Source organism: Tolypothrix tenuis PCC 7101, from assembly GCF_963874875.1.
Lineage (GTDB): Bacteria > Cyanobacteriota > Cyanobacteriia > Cyanobacteriales > Nostocaceae > Aulosira > Aulosira tenue.
Genome location: NZ_CAWNJS010000001.1, coordinates 4,828,291 through 4,847,201, shown reverse-complemented (window position 1 = coordinate 4,847,201; position 18,911 = coordinate 4,828,291). Strand labels below are relative to the sequence as shown.

General features: G+C 40.6%; 10 protein-coding genes. 1 reads left to right on the top strand and 9 read right to left on the bottom strand.

All coding sequences use genetic code 11. From position 1 onward, the window contains the following. Positions 1 to 120 precede the first annotated feature (120 nt). Positions 121 to 2,535 (bottom strand): CHAT domain-containing protein, encoded by a 2,415-nt coding sequence (locus AACU25_RS19245; protein ID WP_096578335.1) that lies wholly within the window; start codon positions 2,533 to 2,535, stop codon positions 121 to 123. Between the two features lie 143 nt (positions 2,536 to 2,678). On the opposite strand from AACU25_RS19245, the gene AACU25_RS19240 reads away from it, so the two are divergent. After that, complete coding sequence (locus tag AACU25_RS19240) at positions 2,679 to 2,816, top strand: hypothetical protein (RefSeq protein ID WP_190445601.1); 138 nt, start codon at positions 2,679 to 2,681, stop codon at positions 2,814 to 2,816. A 205-nt stretch (positions 2,817 to 3,021) separates the two neighbouring features. Here the strand turns inward: AACU25_RS19240 and AACU25_RS19235 are convergent, their stop codons facing one another. The 8 genes from AACU25_RS19235 to AACU25_RS19200 all read right to left on the bottom strand — a co-directional run bounded on the left by AACU25_RS19235 (position 3,022) and on the right by AACU25_RS19200 (position 18,870). Beyond that, positions 3,022 to 3,987, bottom strand: coding sequence for a hypothetical protein (locus tag AACU25_RS19235; protein WP_096578333.1), 966 nt, complete (start codon positions 3,985 to 3,987; stop codon positions 3,022 to 3,024). 10 nt (positions 3,988 to 3,997) lie between these two features. After that, the gene (locus tag AACU25_RS19230) at positions 3,998 to 5,773 is read right to left on the bottom strand and encodes a hypothetical protein (RefSeq protein ID WP_096578331.1); all 1,776 of its coding nucleotides are present in this window, start codon (positions 5,771 to 5,773) and stop codon (positions 3,998 to 4,000) included. A gap of 1 nt (position 5,774) precedes the next feature. Further along, positions 5,775 to 8,507 (bottom strand): LamG domain-containing protein, encoded by a 2,733-nt coding sequence (locus AACU25_RS19225; RefSeq protein WP_096578329.1) that lies wholly within the window; start codon positions 8,505 to 8,507, stop codon positions 5,775 to 5,777. Then, positions 8,479 to 10,572, bottom strand: a complete 2,094-nt coding sequence (locus tag AACU25_RS19220) for a prenyltransferase/squalene oxidase repeat-containing protein (protein ID WP_096578327.1) — start codon at positions 10,570 to 10,572, stop codon at positions 8,479 to 8,481. The genes AACU25_RS19225 and AACU25_RS19220 overlap by 29 nt, the downstream gene beginning before the upstream one ends. A gap of 263 nt (positions 10,573 to 10,835) precedes the next feature. Then, positions 10,836 to 12,701 carry a hypothetical protein gene (locus AACU25_RS19215; RefSeq protein WP_096578325.1) on the bottom strand — a complete coding sequence of 622 codons (1,866 nt, stop codon included), beginning with the start codon at positions 12,699 to 12,701 and terminating at the stop codon, positions 10,836 to 10,838. Positions 12,702 to 12,774: 73 nt separating this feature from the next. Further along, the gene (locus AACU25_RS19210; RefSeq protein WP_096578323.1) at positions 12,775 to 13,455 is read right to left on the bottom strand and encodes a peptidoglycan-binding domain-containing protein; all 681 of its coding nucleotides are present in this window, start codon (positions 13,453 to 13,455) and stop codon (positions 12,775 to 12,777) included. A 29-nt stretch (positions 13,456 to 13,484) separates the two neighbouring features. Further along, the gene (locus AACU25_RS19205) at positions 13,485 to 16,334 is read right to left on the bottom strand and encodes a hypothetical protein (RefSeq protein WP_096578321.1); all 2,850 of its coding nucleotides are present in this window, start codon (positions 16,332 to 16,334) and stop codon (positions 13,485 to 13,487) included. 52 nt (positions 16,335 to 16,386) lie between these two features. Beyond that, positions 16,387 to 18,870: a hypothetical protein gene (locus AACU25_RS19200; RefSeq protein WP_096578319.1), complete on the bottom strand. Its 2,484-nt coding sequence runs from the start codon at positions 18,868 to 18,870 to the stop codon at positions 16,387 to 16,389. Positions 18,871 to 18,911 lie beyond the last annotated feature (41 nt).

Below are 18,911 nucleotides of genomic sequence, written 5' to 3'. Positions count from 1 at the left end.
TATATCCGCAAATTTTAGGAAAAAATATAAGATTTCGCTGAAAATTTCTGGCAAATCTCTTAAATCAAATTATTTGGTGATGCGATCTCTACTAAAAGCCGCTCCGCATCTTTTGGCATCTCATTTCGCCTCACCAATCAGGGTAAATGCTGCCCAACTTTTAGGATTAGGGTGCTGTTTCATAGTTGTTAGCATTGCTTGACGTAAAGCTTGAGCTTTATTGAGCTTGCCCTGTTGCCAGTTACGATAAAATTCAGTCATTAATTCAGCTGTTGGTGCATCGGGTACAGACCACAAAGAAACAATGACGCTGGGTGTACCTGCGGTAATTAAAGAACGGGATAAACCAATTACACCATCACCTGTGATTTCACCTCGCCCAGTATCACAAGCACTGAGAACAACTAAATCTGCATTTAGCTTCAAGTCCAAAATTTCATTGGCGGTAAGTAAGCCATCGTTGAGTTCTCCATTACCAGATGGCGCAAGGGCAACTGCTCCTGGTACACCTAATCCTTTAAAATCATCTAACAACCCATGCGTTGCTAAATGAATGATCCTCGCTTGGGATAGCTTGGGTAATATTTTGGCTTTTATGGCTTGATTTTTTGTAAATGCTTGAGTTTTAAATATTTTAGCAACTTCATTTGCTTCTGTTTCTGCACCTGCCAAATTAGACAACTGCTGCGGTGGATCACCAAGTTTTGTTGTGACTTTAGGCATGGTAGGATTACCCACAACCAATGCTGCTTGCAAATCTGCGGGGCGTGGCTTGAGCCGTTGTTGATGGGTTAAATCTAAAACTTGAATTGCAGGTGCAGTAAGAATAGTATGTTTTTCAATTAAATACTTACCATTAGCATCTTGTAAAGCAGCAAAGGGAACTAGAAACAGTTGACCTTGAGGAATGAAAATTACATGGGAGTCTGGATCTTTAGGGAGAATGTCAGCAATGGGATCAATTAGCAATTTGTGTAATTGCTGTAATCTGTTTTTTTGTTCTGCTGCATCAACTATACGCTCTATCTCAATGCTTGCACTTCCTCTCACACCAATAGACTCACGGCTGCTAGTAACAAGCTTTGCTAAGGGAATGTTTAAAGATTTTTTGAGGTCAATTGAGCGAAACTCTACTTTACCTGTAGGCTGGACAACCCAAATGTAAAGGTCTTTATCGGAAACGATGGAATATTCAACTACAGAAGCATTTTGTGTTTGAGCAATTTGTTTGATTTGCTCAAGATTAATGTTAAATTTTTTTTGCAGAGATTCGGGATTATGCTTTGATACTATTAACTCAATAAATGCTTTTGCTCTTCCCCTTTCAGCTACTTCTAGCGCTTGATTAGTTTTTTGTTGAGCAACTAAGGCTACTTGCATATTTCGGTAGGTGAATTCTTGAGTGTCAAAAATGAAGATTTTACTTTGATCACTTAATCCAGATCGTAGGGATTCCCAAATCTCAATGGCAGCTACTAGGTTTCTTTCAGCATCGGCATACTTTTTTAAAGCAGAGTAAACTCTGCCAATATTGTTGAGGGTAATGCCTTCACCTGAGCGATCACCGATTTGTTGACGAATTGCTAAAGCTTGCTGATAGTAATCCAAGGCTTTTAGGTACTGTCCTTGACTGTCGTAATTTCCGCCAATGTTGTTGAGAGTAGTGCCAACGCCAAAGGGATCGCCGATTTGTTGATGAATCGCTAAAGCTTGCTGATAGTAATCCAAGGCTTTTGGGTACTGTCTTTGACTGAAGTAAATAAAGCCAATGTTGTTGAGTATAGAGCCCTCAACAGATGGATCGCCGATTTGCTGATAAATGGCTAATGCTTGTTGATAGTACTCTAATGCTTTGGAGTACTGTTCTTGACTTTCGTAAATTCTGCCAATGTTGTTGAGGGTAATGCCTTCACCTGAGCGATCACCGATTTGTTGACGAATCGCTAAAGCTTGCTGATAGTAATCCAAGGCTTTTGGGTACTGCCCCAGACGAGAGTAAATTAAGCCAATGTTGTTGAGGGTAGCACCAATGCCATAGCGATCATTGGTTTGTTGTTGAATGTCTAAAGCTTTCTGAAAATACTCTAGGGCTTTGGGGTACTTTCCTTGACTGGAGTAAATATCACCAATGTTGTTGAAGGTAATGCCTTCACCTGTCTGATCGTTGATTTGTTGGCTAATCGCTAAAGCTTGCTGATAGTGCTCCAAAGCTTTGGAGTACTGTCCCAGACGGGAGTAAACCAAGCCAATGTTGTTGAGGGTAGCACCAACACCAGAGCGATCGCCGATTTGTTTTTGAATGTCTAAAGCTTGCTGAAAAGTTGCTAGTGCTTCTTGAAATTGTCCTCTACTATACTGCTGAATACCTTGCTTGTTCAGCCGATCAGCCTCATCTTTTTGATTTTGAGCAGTTTGTGCTTGTGCCAAAGTTAGGTTTGCAACCACTGCAACAGCTTTGAGTTCTCCTGTGACAGCAAAGAACAACAGCAGAGTTACAAGCATGACCCTCAAGCGATCAGCAGTACTTACAAGCATATTGTTAAATTGATAATTTTGTATATCCGCAAATTATAGGAAGGAATACAATATTTTGCTGAAAATTCCGGAAAATCTCTTAAATTCAGATTATTTGGTTATGCAATATCTACGACAAGCTACTCCGCATCTACGTATTGTCAATGGCAGACCGATATAACTCCAATGTAGACCGCTACAACTCCAAAGTAGACCGCTACAAATCCAAAGTAGACCGCTACAATTCCAAGATAGACCGCTACAATTCCAAGGTAGACCGATGCAACTCCAAGGTAGACTGATACAACTCCAAGGTAGATCGACACAATTGCAAGGTAGACTGATACAATTCCAAGGTAGATCGACACAACTCCAAGGTAGACCGCTACAACTCCAAGGTAGACCGATGTCAGAATTACCTACAATCCATTACCAATTAAAATAAAGCGTGCCCAATAGTAAGGATGACTCATCTACAGTTCTATGCACCCTCATTTAGATTTGGTATTAGGGCCATTCCCTCGTAGGCTCATCAATGGGAACAGAGGAAAACCGTATGTATTCTGAACCATCAGCAGTAGGAAACCAAGAACTAATATCCGTTGTTTGCTCAAAATAGTAACGTTTTTTTTCTGTTTGTCTAGCTGTTACTTGCAGCAACGACTGATTAGGCGCAGTAGAATCTCTATTTTTAACTAGATGCAAAAGTTGTTGTGCTGCATTTTCCTTAGCTTCTCTATCAACTTTTACTCGCAGTTGATCGGAAATTTGATTGATCTCAATGTGTCTGAGGTGAAGACGCTGTTTGCTCAGAGCTAGCTCGATTTGCGTTAAGCATTCCTCTAAAGAAACGCTTTTTTGTTGTTGACGTGGTTTGGGTTTGCCAAAAATATTTCCTAAGATAGATGACTTTTTATCGTGATTACTTAGTATTTGAGCTACATCTACGGCGATATCTCCCTCAATTATGGTTTCAATAGTAGAGACTACCTCTAGAGAAAACTTATACTTCACAATTAGGTAATTTTTTTGACCGTTGAAAGCAGATATAGCTTTTGCTTTTTCTGTTGATGTCAACCGCAAATTGAAAATAGTCGAGAAGGGCGAAACTCCAGAAGAGTTAGCTGTTTGCAATTCCTGGAATTTATCATCACCATCTCCAATTGCTAACGAGACTTCCACATTACTCACCTGGCCTAATTCCAAAAAGATGAATTCTGGGTCAAGTTCTGGATAACGACGTACTAACTCTTGTTTTAATTCGCTGAGAACATCAAAATTTACATCCCAACGAGTTTGCAATTGCACGATCGCACCGCGATCGCTTGCCATTAAACTAATAATTGGCTGACCAGCAAGATTCAGTTCTGGTTTGGGGGCGCTGGGAATGTAAAAATAAGTCCAGCGATTAGATGTCCCGTCTTGATAACAATAGACATCTTGAAAGTAAAAACCGGTTGGTAATTCAGTCATAGTTGTTGATTTAAACGTAAATTTTCAGGTTGCTCAAGCCAGATAAATAATCTGACCATTGAGCAGAACTAGATCCTAGAAGTGTGCGGCGATAACGATAACGACATTGAAAAGGCGATCGCCCCATCCAAGTAAATATCCCTTGCGGTTTATCAGGAGTGAAATATAACAATTTGCTTGCACCAGCAGTCTCCGACAATCCTTCTGGTAAGAACTCAAAAATTACAAGTTTTCTCTCGTTCTCAAATATGCACTCTACCTCGACTTTTTGCGGCCCAGCTTCTGGAAATGAATGTAGATCGAGCAAAAGCGAGCGCGCTGGTAGAGAATTCAGATAAATAGTTCCTAAACCTTCACGAGACTCAGCCTCTATAGAGAGAGTAGCATTTTCAGCACTCTTGGAAAGCGCTAAAGTGATGGTCGGTTGATTTAAAGTCAGTTCAAATTTATCTTCAATTAATGATGAGCCTAGCAACCTTTGGTAAATCCCCCGCACCATAGCAATCTCAAGTAACAACCGAGAACTTTGTACGGTGACGAAATCCACAGGAAAATCATGAGGATTGAGGTATAGTCTGTTTCCGCTATAGGGTTTAGCTTCACTTTCTAGTTGTTCAATACCCTGAGCATCTTTGATGATGACATAAGTCGAGAAAGTGTACTCTGGCTTTTCTTGAGGAGAGAATCGCAGGTTAATCTGTGGTGTCTCGTCAGTATTTAACTCTACTGTCTCTACCTGAGTTTGCGGACGCAAAGGGGGTTTTGCTTTGACACGGAGTGTTACACCTAAGTCTAAAATTCCTTCGCGATGGGAGGGTAAATTCGCAACAAGATTGATCGTTTGGAAACCTGTAGGTATAGGTGGAACGACTTTTTCCCGCACTACTACGTTTAGCAGTGATTCGCCCTCCTGTGGATTGAGGTCAAAAGTTAGAGGACGAAGAACTGAGATTGGTTGCGCTAAATCCCACTCAAAACGCCCACTACCAATAGATGTGGGTGACACCAAGGCGATGTGAGCACCAGCATCAATTGTTGGTGCGGGCACAAATTTACCAAAGCGGAGGCGCACCCTATCAGTCAGCGTCTGTGCAAAATCTTCTAGTTGGTGTTCATCCAAATCACCTTCCACCTGCAATGGTAGGAATTGCCAATTGTGGCGGAAAGAGTCAGCGATCGCTTGCCAAGAAACTTGTCTTTCTGCTGTGCCTAAAGATACCAAAGATTCTAAAAGTTGTTTGGGATCAAAGCGGACTTTCACTGGTACTCGCGGTGACACGCCAATCATCTCTAACTCAGCCCTAGCAGTTAACGCCAGCACTTGACTTTGTAAAGAATTTTTCAGCAAAATACCAGTACTAGGTGAGAGTTTGCGACTAAATCGCGCCATACCTAGACCGTTCCACACTAGCGGGATTGGTTGCGTCAGTTGATCTAACTCATGATTTAAATTTCCTAGAGGTTGAAAGCGCAGAAATCCTGAAGAAAAGCTACTAACAGATAGACTGGCTGCTGGTTGCTGATTCCGGAGGAAAATTAGTCCCTCTGTCATTTGGTAATGCGGCGATACTCGAAAATCCAGCAGGCTGTAAGGTTCTGGGGGTAGCATTGGGTTTTTACCGCGCACAAACTCCAGTAGAAAGTCAGGTGAACCATCAATACCCGAAGCAATCTCTAATTTCTCAGGGAGAAGAGTGTAGTTACCAGCACTTTCATAGGAATAAAATATCTGTATATTTCCGGTATGAAGTGGTTGCTGGAAATCTGGTAGTCCTAAAAGTGACATTTTACACCTCTACGTCTGGATACAGTATTTCCATAGTTGTTTCGCGCTGAAAACTACTCTGTCCACTGCGGCGAATGACAGTCATTTGATAACGGTAAACTCCCGTATCCTCTCGATGCAAAATCAGATCGCTAATAGGTAAAGTTATTTTCGCTGTTGCTGTTAACTTAGCTGCATTGAGTTCCACAGCATCACTACCCTCAAAGTCAACTAAGATACTCATAATTTGGTCTTGCGGACGAGTGGGTGGTGGTGCAAAAATCGAATTATAGGTTTTGACTTCGATATTTTTGATGTACTGTGCGGGTACGTCTGCGACAAAAATGGCGTTCCAAATTTGCTCCTGTTGGGCCTGCAAACGGATAAAGAAGGGAATTTCTTCAGAGTAACCACCTGCTATTTCCACATTTACCAGTCCAGTCAAGAGAGTTTTTTCTTGCTTGCTGCTAAACATTGCATCCCAAATAGCTTGAAAATCATCTGGTACAGCTAAGGTTAAAGTATCAAATATACCTAGTTGCAGATTGATTTTTGCATTACGAGTTTGTAGACCCTCTGTTCCTGGGAGTGCGAGGCGGAATTGCAGATTTTGGGTATTTCTCAGTGGTACAAATTCTAAACTTTTAACCCCAATCGGCAGAGGTTGGGCATATTGCAGCAATTTGGTGGCGGCGAATGTCAGCCGATCTATATTCACAATAGGCGCTGCATAGTATTCCAGCTTGGCTACAGTTTGTTGTGTTCCATTTATGGACTGAAATTGCAAGGACATTGTTGGTTCTTGAGACTCAGGTCTTTTGCCAATCTGAAAACTATCTGGTAGATAATAAAAGCGATCGCGTTGTCGTTCGTCTTGGTAGTAGCTGTACCATATACCGTTCCATTCAACTAATCGCTGAATGAGGTTGATACCTTGGCTAGAAGGAGGTTTAAGGCGACTAAAAATGTAGTCATACAATAATGTCGGGAAGAAGAAACTGTCATCGACAATATCGGGAAGTACATAATTAGCCTGGCTGTACAAAGTCTCTGGTAGCGTACCCACCCATTGCACATTTCCCCGCAGCAAACCGTGATTTCCATTAGCTGTTTTGTCAAAGACTTTGTCACCATAACCCTCGTTACCAGGCCAGTAAGCAACTAGTCCACCCTCATTACCAGCCAGTCTCCGAATCATATCGCGCCGGATCTCTTCTGGAGAGCGAGAACGGTTCCAAATTCGCACTTCACTAATTTGACCTTGGAAGAATCTTTCGCTTCCTGTCCCTCTAGCACCAATTGCCCAATTCTCATTCACGGGGAATGCACCTTTAACAGCAAGGTTAGCACTAACTTCTACCCCATTCCGATACAGTCTCCAAGTTGTGCCGTCATAAAGCCCTGCTAAATGAACCCATTTCCCCACATCTTCTGCTGGTATGGAAAACCCTGTCAAGTAGTCTCGACCATCCCAAGAGCCAATTTGGTAATAGTTATTGATGATCCTTAAATAAATTTCGCTGTTAGGTGAGTGACCGTGGGCGACAATATTTTGTAGGCCAGTTGTTTTCTCTGGCTTAATCCAGGCTTCAATCGTAATTTGACCACCAAAATTTAAATTTGCACTATTACCACAATCGACATAGCTATCTTTGCCGTTAAATTTCAGAATTGCTGCTTTGTCGAATAGTCCTGCATCCGCACTCAGTAAAGGGCTGATGCTATTGGATGTATAACTAATTTGCTGCCTTCGGTCGTTGAGAACGATGTAAACTGCTTCTGGCGGTGCTTTCCCCGTGGAGACAGCAAACCAAAGGTCATCAAGGTTTTTGGGAGAAGAGAGGGCACAAAATCCGTATAGTTTGGTTCCACCTTGAGCGTAGATATCTACCCAAGTACGAGCCGAGTTTTTGTTCAAACCACAAGGAGGTAAATCGGGTGCAGGGTCGAATAGTTCTTGGGGAAAAGCTGACCAGTTGGTGACACTCAACAGATACCGAGTCCAAGCCTGTCCACCAGCTTGATAGTTTTCTGTACCTTTAACAATCAGTTTTGGTGTTAATCGCTCAGTGCTATTTGATGGTGCTGAATGAGTGAGAGCGATCGCAGCTTTAAAATCGCGTTGCACAATTAAGGATGTATTATATGCAGCATCTGTAAGTGCAAGATAAATTTTGTCTCGCTCTTCGAGAGTGTAAAGTTGCAATACGGCTCTGAGTTTTTGTCCTCCCTCGGCTTTGGTTACTTCTTGAAATACGGACTCCACAGCCTTTCCTTGGAATTGGTATTTCAGGATCACCTGAGGGTTATGGTCAATCAATTTCGCATTACCTATTTCCTGAAGTTTATCAGCTGGGTACGCTTCTAGATAGACAATTAAGTTCCAAATTTGTCCACTTGGCTCTAGAGAAATTCGATATCGCCGTTGACCTGAAACAATTTCTTCTGAGAGTCGATAACGAGGTAAATATAGCTTTTTGCTAGCATCAGCCGCTTCCTCAAACAGTACCTCATCCGTAACTTGACCATTGGGAGAAACTGCAACTTGAATTTGACTTCTAGGGACTGGCGGCGAAAGGTTTGGTAAAATCACAACATCGATGTAAGGTGATGCTGATGAACTTTGAGCATCAAAACTAATATCATCAGGCTTATTAACGCCCGATGTATCCGTTACCTTCACAGCGACTGTTTTCGACCCTTGATCTGTAATTATATTTTTTATATCAGTTAAATCTGCAAATAAATTTGGCATATTTATGTAAACTTTGCAACACAGTAGCTGTAGTAAAAATACTTAATTGGTCTAGAGAAATTGCGTTTTCGATTAAGCCATGCAAAACCCAATTTTGCTGAGTTTCCGGATAGATGATATTTGGTGGTGGAACTCGTAAGCCAGCAGAACAATTCCAAGAGCCATCAGGGTTTTGATGATTTAACAGCCAACGAACTAGACGATCGCGCTGTTCGCGAAAAGTCTCAGGTTGATGATCAAGCAGGAGTAGCCGCAGTATCCAAGCAGAGGCGAAGGCTGAACCCAAAGGTTTGATGCTAGAAGAAACTGAGCCATCAGAATTAATCCGAGTGACAGCCCATTGGATTGCTCGTTGCACGCGATCGCTATCTTGTGGTTCCATACCTTTAGATAATGCGGCTGCTGCCAAAGCTGTAGCATACTCATCTTCACACCACCAATAACTTTTCCAGCTACCGTCCTGTGATTGGGTTTGGCGTAAAAAGTCGCCAGCAGCGAAACGCAACTTTGGTAAGGAACTGGCGGCGGCTGTGACACAAACTTGGGGACTACACCACCCCGCAAAAGACATTTGCTCGGATGCGCCAATAAAACGCCGTATTAAGCGATCGTCAGCATAGGTGGCGATACCACCACCAGGGCGCAGATGCTGAAGCAAGAATTCGCTAGCTAACTGGGCTGGTTCCCAATTACTACAACCAATAGCGGCGGCTAATTGCAAAGCCCAAACTGTGCTATCGGCATCTCTAGGTACTAAAGCATTGTATCCCCAGCCCGGTGATGATTGACAACGACCGATCAACCAACGCCAAGCTTTAAAAGCGATCGCTTTAGTTTGATGAGTGGAAAGACTAGCGATCGCAGTACCCACATAAGCAGTTACCCACTCATCACTACGCCCTGGCGCTAGCTGAAAATCTGACCACCACCCTTCTGGATGTTGGGCGTTAATCAAAAATTTTTGGGCAGTTTTTATTGCCCAATTGATATCTGCATCATTAAATTCAGGGCGGGTTGGGGACAAATTGAGCGGGCGGAAATCTGGAGAATTCTCAGCTAAATCCTCTGCTACTACCTCCGGAGGACTCAAGGAAATATGTAAGCCGATAGGGCCTTGGGATGGGACAATAAAAGCGATCGCATTATGATGCAGATTATAGTTATCCTCTGCTGCCAGTGGCTTAGTCAAAGCTGCATAACTATCGAAGTTCCAACCCTTTTTTTCTGCTAGCGACAACAGACGCTGACGGATTTGTCCGTCTCCCCCCAACAAAGGCCCAACAAAGCCAAAGAGGGAAAACACCATTGGTTCCCCAGAGGAGACAGATAAACTAAATCCATAAGTTGTATCTGGTAACTTTGGTCGCGCCTCATCCAGAGAATAGCCACGAGTCTCTTCAATGAGACTCAGCAACTCTATTTGTCGGGCTGCTAAACCAAAACGCCGTAGCAAATAGCTAACTTCCCAATATTGCAAACCGAGATGGTCGATTTTGAAATAGAACTCAATGCGCGGCGTACCTAACTCTTGACCAATTGCCACCAACCGCGCAGTATTGTTGGGTAATAAAGGTTCCGTTCCCAAATAGTCTTGCATCAGTTCATCTGCGGTTGCAGAACCAGTATCAGGAACTTGCACATATAACTTATAGCGATCGCCTTCTGGGCGGTGGCGTACCCCAATCCAAGCCCCCCACTCTAAATCACCGGATGTCTGCACCTGTTGCAAGCGATTCATTGTATCTTCTGGCACTGGTACGCCTAATTCAGCTAATAGCGACTCAGCATGGGATAAACGCTCAACTGGGTCTACCTCCGGTGCTGCTACATCAGTAGCATAGCGCACACTTGCATCTAAAGAATTAAAAGTAAATTCCACAGGAAAGCCATTCTTATTTAAGCGGCTGAATTTCCAAGCCTCCTGATGTTGGGAGGTGCGAATCCTTTTTAACAGAGTATCAAGAGTAGCTGTAACACGGGCTGTGGCTTGGGGTATATTTGCCGTTGTGATTTGAATCGCCCGCGTCAGCGCAGGTGGAGTAGAGGGTTTATGGACTACAAGCATCTTTATAAGAGTTGACAGCAGTGGGATTAGAGAGAGCTATTTTTAGAGGCGATGTGAGTGCTTTTTCGTTACTAGGGTTATGGAAGCAATGGGTGAACCATCTCGAGATTCCCTGCACCCTAGCTAAATTGTTGAGTTTCGGGTAGGTGAAAGAGTGCGCTAGTACCGCAAGGCGGAATTCAAAATTCAAAATTCAAAATGAATACAGCGTAAGCGTTTCGTGAGTTTAGAATGGTCTGCTTATTTACGCCGAGGTGTACTAGTTAGTTATTGCGATGTTCGACAAGAAATTCTTTCTCCTCAGTTAGATTATCAATAGGAGGCTTCAAGGTATCCCATCGTCCCTCCCAAGGAGGTACTCCGTTGCGCTGTAAAAATTTATTGTCTTTGGTTTCTAAATTGCCGTCGTAACCAAACCGATCAAGTTGCCAAATGTTATTTTCGCTCTCCCCAATATGTCTTAATAGGTCAACCCTTCCAATCTCATACTGCTTTAAAAACTCCTCCAAGCTAGGGACAAATTCTTGCTGAAAACTCTTCCAGTTTTTGCTGTTTTTCTCCAATTGGTGGAAGGAATACATAGTTTCCAGAAACGCGATATTATTCTCCAGAATTTTTTTTGCCACATCTCTATTTATTGCCTTTATTCCGTCTATCAAATATGGCAAAACTAGGTTAGTTAGGTCAGTATCGCTAGAGTTCAGGACACTTAACAACACATCGGCAAGTGTACCCTTGAACCATAACGGTGTCAGGTCTTTTAAGAAACTGTGATAATCTCGAAAATTAGCATTTGGGACATCTCTCAGCAGAATATCATTACTCTTTTTTGCATTGTTTGGATCACACTTCAATTCTTGAAATTTCAACTGAGCCGGCTCACTTAACACACCCAGTGCTCCTGCAATTAGTTTTTGTACTATTAAATATAGCAGGCTGGAGACAACACTTTTTGCCTTATTTTCCTTTAATTTTTTTTCTAACTTTTCCTCTGATTCTTCCTTTGATTCTTCCTCTGAATTTTCCTCTGAATTTTCCTTTAATTCCCAATAATGCTCAACAGGTAGCATTCCATTGTTGCCGATTTTTTTCACTATCTCAATGGGTAGCCCCTTGTAGTTACCTTTATTCGTTATCCCTATCCTACTCTCAAATTCAGCCAAAGTAATATGCTGCCATTCTTTTACCAATTGATGTTTATTTATAGTATTTCCTTTTCTAGATCCTAAATTTTCTCTCCATTCATAACCGTCCTTATATTTTAGGGATTGAAGAGCTTTCTCTGTCAGTTCACGAATACTGACAAGCCAGAACCAGTACTTGAACCAATCTGTTACTTTTACAGTAAAATCTTTGTTCATTTCAGAATCAGTTACTGTCGCTTCAAAGCCAGATATCTTCTGGATTCTCTTCTTCACCCATTCTGCTTTAAAATCGTTGTTGGAGAGGAGTAGCAGCCTACGCCAAGCCGTTGGTTCTTTCACATAAGCTGAATACCAAACATAAGCTTTTAGGCTCATTGGCAAGTTGAGTTGAGGACTGGGCATCCCCCCATGTTTTTGACTAACTCTTAACTTTAATGTGTTTATATAATTCTCTAGATCTTGTTGAGTTATACGCAAAAACTTCTTTTTCTCATCCTCTGCTTCTTGCCATTTAGTACTTATATCCCAGTTATGAAAATCTAGCTCTTTCAAGAGTTGTTCTCGAGTTATATACTCAATTTTGAATGCATTAGTTGGTTGGTATTCTTGAGCATGATCAATATTCCAATATCGGAACATTGACGATATTTTTTTAATTAAAACTTGAATATTGTCAATGCAAACTTTGAGTGTGGGTCTACTTTTTACGATTTCATGCAGTTCCTTCACCAGGATTCGTTTGCATTCATTCGCTGCTTCGTGATTATCGAATACTAAAATAGGTGATACAAGTTCGAGTGTGAAATCTGCATCAGTTTCGATTTTCCACTCGTGAACACCGTCTTTTATTTTGCAGACTTCAATGTGGGTATAACTTAAAATTGCGCTCTTATGAGTGCAAAATTCGATTTCTATACCAAATGTTTTTGTGTGTTGTTCGATTAGTTCCGCTTTCTTTTTGTTTGGTGTTCTATTTGAATCCATATCATGTCTCCTTTTTTTGACTTATTTGGGCAATTATGTATTAACTAAGGTTTCGCTCAAAAATTATTGAGCCTTATTGCACATCATGTTCTTGTTGAAGTATTCTGCGGGTGGCATCATCAATTTCACCAGTAGGTGTCAACCCAAAATCAGATTGAAATGCTTGCAATGCTGCTTTAGTCTCAGGGCCAATTTCACCTTGTTCATCCCCACAGTCATAGCCCAGGTTATTGAGGCGGTCTTGAACACCTGCAATAGTGTCAATAGGGTCTAAATCTCCTGTTCGCACAATGTAGGTAGTTGGTTCATCTGCATCGCCTTCAAACCAAATCTTCAGTTCTATCTCTGGTACAACTGGGATTTCACCTGTGACAACGCCATCCCCCGATGTTCGTCTCTCTTCGTTACCATACTGCTGACCATTAATCCATATTTCGTACTTCCTATCTGCATAGGAAAGATCATCATCATTTTCCAGCACCAAATGCAACGAAGCCTTTAAAGTCTTGAGTACAAATTGATGTTCTTTTCCTACCTCGCATTTAAAGCCTGGTCGGGGCATTTTTTCAGGAATCCAAACAGAATCACCTGTGTGAATGCTGTAAGGATCTGGATTATTCTGCCTAAAGGTTTGATTTTTTTGGTGTTCAAAAATAGTCTGCCAGTTCCTAAATCCTGCTTGTTTAGCAATGAGTAAGATGTTCTCTCCAGCTACCACAGTATGCCACTGATTGCGCGGAATTGAAGATGCCATAAAAGTTGTCTCCTTATTTAGATATCTGTTTAAAACTGATGCCAATCATTAGCATCAATATTGGGGAAAGAAATTGTACAGTTTCCCATAGCGATTCCCTCAATCTTTGCCCGTCCTTGTTCGTCTGAACGCCCTTCTCGAACTGTGCCATTTGGTAGTGTCACGCGGTATACTTCATTAGTAACAGGTTTCCCATCTTCATCTACTAGAGAAAATCCCACCCAACTAGAAGAATTCTGGTAATTACTGATAAAAATGACGCTGTCTGTACTTGATACCCACTCACCTTTGGTTTGTGGATAATAGAGTTTTCCTTGCTCGCCTACAGAGCTATCTTTCATGTAAAATGTCGCTTGCCACTGATAACTTTTTAAGTTCTTATTAGCGGCTGTAATATTCCAGATGAAGGAATCATCACCACTTCTAAAAGTTTTGGTTTCTGATTCATCAATATTATTCTGTGGGTCTTGATAACGTAGATTTACTGTGATCCGTCGCACTACATCCCAATCAATATCTTCTAGAGATACTTCTACTTCTAATTCCCCTTCTTTTGTTTCCGGTTTATTTGACTTTGGTTGATATCTATCTAGGAAAATTACGGCTTCATCTGTTGTATTCCAAGCATCTTTACTTTCGGGATAGCGTACCAATCCTTGCTCGCCGATGGTAGTGTCTTTCATGTAATAAGCGGCGCGCCACTGGTAAGTTCTTAAGCTTTGATTGGCAAGTACCGCTTTCCAAACAAAGGATTTATCACCTCTGTTAAAAGTTTTAGTCTCAGATTTTTGAATATTATTTTGTGGGTCTTGGTAAAGCAAGTTCACAGTCACTGTCCTAACCAATTCCCAGTTAATATTGTCTGGAGACACATTTACTTCTAAATCACTGCCAGTATTGACAATAATGGGTGAGCGATGATAAATACCTAGTGGAAATGATTGAGTTAATCTTCTACCATCAGCTTTGACGTAAGTTATTGTGTACTGAAATTGCTGCTGAGATGGATTGGCTAGGGGAATTTCTAATTCTACAGGCGTTGAATTATTGGCGCTCATTTCTAAGCTTTTATCCCAGCGAAAATTGTTTTCAGTATCTTCATAAACTATGTCGATCAATGCACGCTCATTTGCTGCTAATTGGGAGATAAATTTGATAGGTAACTTTTTCTTAATCAGGTCATTAACTACTATTGCTGGGACTTTTGTTGTTACCTGCTCAGTTTTTTGGGTGGAGTCATCCGCCATTTTATATTCGATGTAATAGCTGTAGGATGGGTCTTCACCATTACGATTTTGGCGATCGCTCAGTCGCAATTTCCAATGCTGTTCTGTTTCATCTCCCGGTATAAAGCGCAACATTTTTTGTTTGCTCCAACCAGTGCGACTTTTATAGCTGAGATACACCCTGGCTTCCTGAATTTGACCCCAGTAGAAATTGCTTTCCAAGGTGGCGGTGATATCTAAGAAGTCAATATGCTCATGGGGTAACAATACCTGCGTTCTGTCCTCAGTGGGTGTCCAAGGAACTTCATACTTGACGCGATCGCCTTCCCAACCAGAATCAGGTAAAAAGTTATACTGCACCTGGTACTTATAGGATGTATCCAGGTTTTTATTCATCGCAAACTCAATAATTTGAGCAGCATTGTTGTTCTCGTCAAAAATATGGCTTTCTATTTCACGGTTGGGATATTTAGCAGCGAAATTAATAGATTGAATTCCATACTTTTCGTAGCTAATTTGTGGAGCTTGGACTGTGATATTGATAGTTCGGAAAAATGGGTCATCAAGGTCAGCTAAAATAATACCTTGTTTATTATCTACATCACTCAAGAGACGGCTGAAAAATCCTTGCGGAAAGTAATTTTTGGTTGTCGTTTGTGCCCCACGATATGTGTATGTAACTTTCTTTTGTTCTTCTTGTTTCACATATCTCAGTTTTAGTGTTGCTTTTGGGATAAATTCTTCAGCGATATCTTCAGCAGCATCTACGGTATCTTTGACATCCTCTCCTATACCATCTTCAGGTTTTGTTTCTGTTGTTGCTGCACCATCAGGTTTTTCATTGGTTGTTTCATCTAAAGGTAAGTCATCTTTATCATCTTCATCAGTGATTTTTGGAATCGTTAGAGTTGGTACAAACCAATCTTTGATGAGTGTATCCATAAACAATTTCAAAGCAGTTTCTTTTTGGATTTTCACATCCTCATCATCTGTAAATGTAAAGACTTCTATTTTGATTGCACCTTCTTGGATTAAATTTTGAAAACCAGTTTCGATTGCAGCATCTAATTTGACCCCTTCGACAAAACCAGAACCGCCAATACCGAATTGTAATTCTTCATAAACTCGTTTTAAATCTGCCTCTAGTTTCACATCCAAAGTTGGACGCATGGCAGTATATTCCAGTTCATAAACAACACCGATTGGTGTAGCATTACCGTTATAAGCTTGCTCTAGAATAGCTGTTTGATTCTCGTTTAATGTGAGACTAAAAATTGCTGAATTTTCGTCATAAAGAGATGGAGACGCAGCCCCCAAGATTTGCTCTTTATCAATATCCAGTGCCAAGCATTTAACAGTTCCTTTATCAAAAGGTACAGGAGCCAAAACAGAATCAGCAGGGAGTTGGCTAAGGATACGCTGTTTTTGCATTTCTGACAGCCCAATATTCACTTCAAAAGTGACGAATCCGCCGCCTTTAGCGCCTTTGTCTTTGGCTTTTTTATTGTATTTAATTAGGGTAAATACGGAATTGTTATTCCGCTCTGATAGCCTTACCGAACCTGATAGATACCAAAATTGTTGAGGATTTTCATGATCGGGATAGATAGTAATTCCGTTGATTTGTTGTGCGCCTCTTCCTAGTAATAACATTTAGAACTCCTTGAATATGTGTTGTTTGACTTGAGGTATAATTGAAAAACTCTTATTTCTCATTGACCTTGAGATAATCTTTGAGATTTAGTTGTTGTTTGTCGGTTTCCTGCCAATTTTTAGCAGTAGGGCCAGGATGATAGATTTTGTCTTTCCGATTAACTGATTTATCTCGCAGATAAACTATGGCTTGCCATTTATAGGTTCTGATTGGACTATTTTTGAGTTCAACTTCCCAAAAAAAAGACTCTTGATTTTTTTCACGGAAATAGATGGCTTCACTGGCTTCTTTAATGCCTATATTTTTATCTTCAAAAGCAAGCAGTACTTTTACAGATTCAATTTGTTGCCAATTCAGATTTTTGGCAGATATTTCTACTGTCAAATTTTCTGTAATTGATTCAGAGTGAAAAAAATCGCTGGTTTTACTCTCTAAAATTAACTTGTCACTATCGACTATTTGCCAGTCTGTTGTTCCTTGGATACCATTGGTAAACAGATAAGTGGTACGATATTGATAATGTTGGCGACGAGCATCTAAATAATCAAATTCAAAATATGCGCGATCGCCTGAAGAATCGAAAACATAATTACTTTTATTGAACAATCCAGCTTTTGCATCTTCATAACTGATTTCTACTGTGATTTCTTTAATTTGGTTAGCCTCAAAATCTACTTTCTCAGCGCTGATTGCAACTATTTGATGTGCTTTCATGTCTTGAGTGAGAAAAATTCGTTTGTCTAATGTGACAGAACGCGGAAGTTGCCAAATTTTCTCATCTGCAAAAAAGATAGTTACATAGTAAGTCACCAGCCGTAGTTCTGGATTACGCATCCTAGCACTAAAAATTTTATTTTCAGAATCAGATTCACTAAACAAAAATACCTGATTTTCATTAATGTTATTGCTAGGGTCTTGATAATTTAATTGGACTTCAACTTCTCTGATTTCCGACCATGAAAATAAGGGAATTACAGTTAGGGTGCGTTCTTGCGGAAAAGGATTGTGGACAATAATTTGTTCCTCAGCTTCCAGCCAAGATGTTTTGTAATATGAATTACCAGACGTTGGCTGATAAGATAGTTGATATTGAAACTTTTTTCGCAGGCGATCGCCCACAAACATCTTCCATATCTGCTGGTAATTCTGGCGATTTAGATAAAAATTCGGTTCTAAGCGAATTTTATTGGCTTCATCCTGGTACAAAATCTTTACCTGAACTGTTTCATATCGCTCCCAAGGGAAGGTAGAACTCGTAGTTATGGACACCGGGATGATTGAGTATAATTCTCTAGGAACAATCTCTAATTGATTAAAAATTGTGACTGTCTCTGGTGATTCGAGAGTATTTGGTCGCTGACTACTATCGAAATTTTTGAAACTGACTGTATACTTGGCTTTGACATCTCTTTGCACCACACCATCATTGAGGATGCTATTCCAGGGTTCGACATTTTTTCTATCAGTTGATGATTGCAAGAGAATAGTCTTGAGTTCGTCGCCATATTGGAGAGTCACGGAAATTTGCGAAATTCCATCTTCTTCAAAATTCCCACGGGAAATTACCTGTACCTGACGATGTCTAAAAAAAGGATCATCAAGGTCTATAGTAGTGATGATGCGATCGCAGTCTAATTTACCTTGTTGAATTAGTTGTAAAAAGCCTTGCAAATTCCCTTGAGGATAGATACTGCGTCTAACTGTAGTTTCTTCATTCACAGTCAGATTGAGAAATCTCTGATCAATGGTAGTAATGTCAATTCGACGATAGCTGAAGCCTGGTAATAGTGAAAATTCGCCAGATTTATCTTTGATGGGAACAGGTTTAAGGGTGGGTTCAAAAAATGTACTCAGTACCATTGACTGAATTTCTTGGAGGATGCGATCGCGATTTTTACTGTCTTCATCCTCTGGTGTAAAGGAATCTAACTTAATTTCAATACTGCGATTTTCAATTAATTGGTCAATAACATTTTCAATATCTACCTTGAAGAAAACAAAATTTAAGCCAAATTTTTCTTCTATATATTGTTGTACTCGCTCCCAGTTAGCTCGAAGTTGGTAAGCATAAGATGGTCTTAAAGCTAGATAATCTAAAGCATAAACTACCCCAATTGTTGTAAACTCTGCTTCTAAAAGCGCCTGCTCTAAAATCACAACTTCATCTTGTGTTAGCGATAAACAAAATACAGCTTGGTTATTACCAAAAAGTGCAGGTTTCTGAGGTTTGTAAATCTTATCTAGAATTATCAGTTTAACTGAGCCATCTATTATCGCTACAGGTTCTAGCTGGACACCGGGAATTTTCATCTCACGACTAACCTGTTGTAAACGTTCTTGTTCTACATTCAGGTCAACTTCAAGGCTGAACATTCCACCTTTAACCGCCCCGCTATACTTAATTAATTTGATTTGAAATTCACCATTTCTTTGGGCAATCTGCGGCTCTTGTAGTAGGTAATAATATCTGGATGGATCAATATTGTCAGGGAATAAGTAAATTCCATTGATTACTTGGGGTTTCAATTCCAGCATGGTAGATTCCTCATGGCTTTAAGGCAATTATTTTCATATTT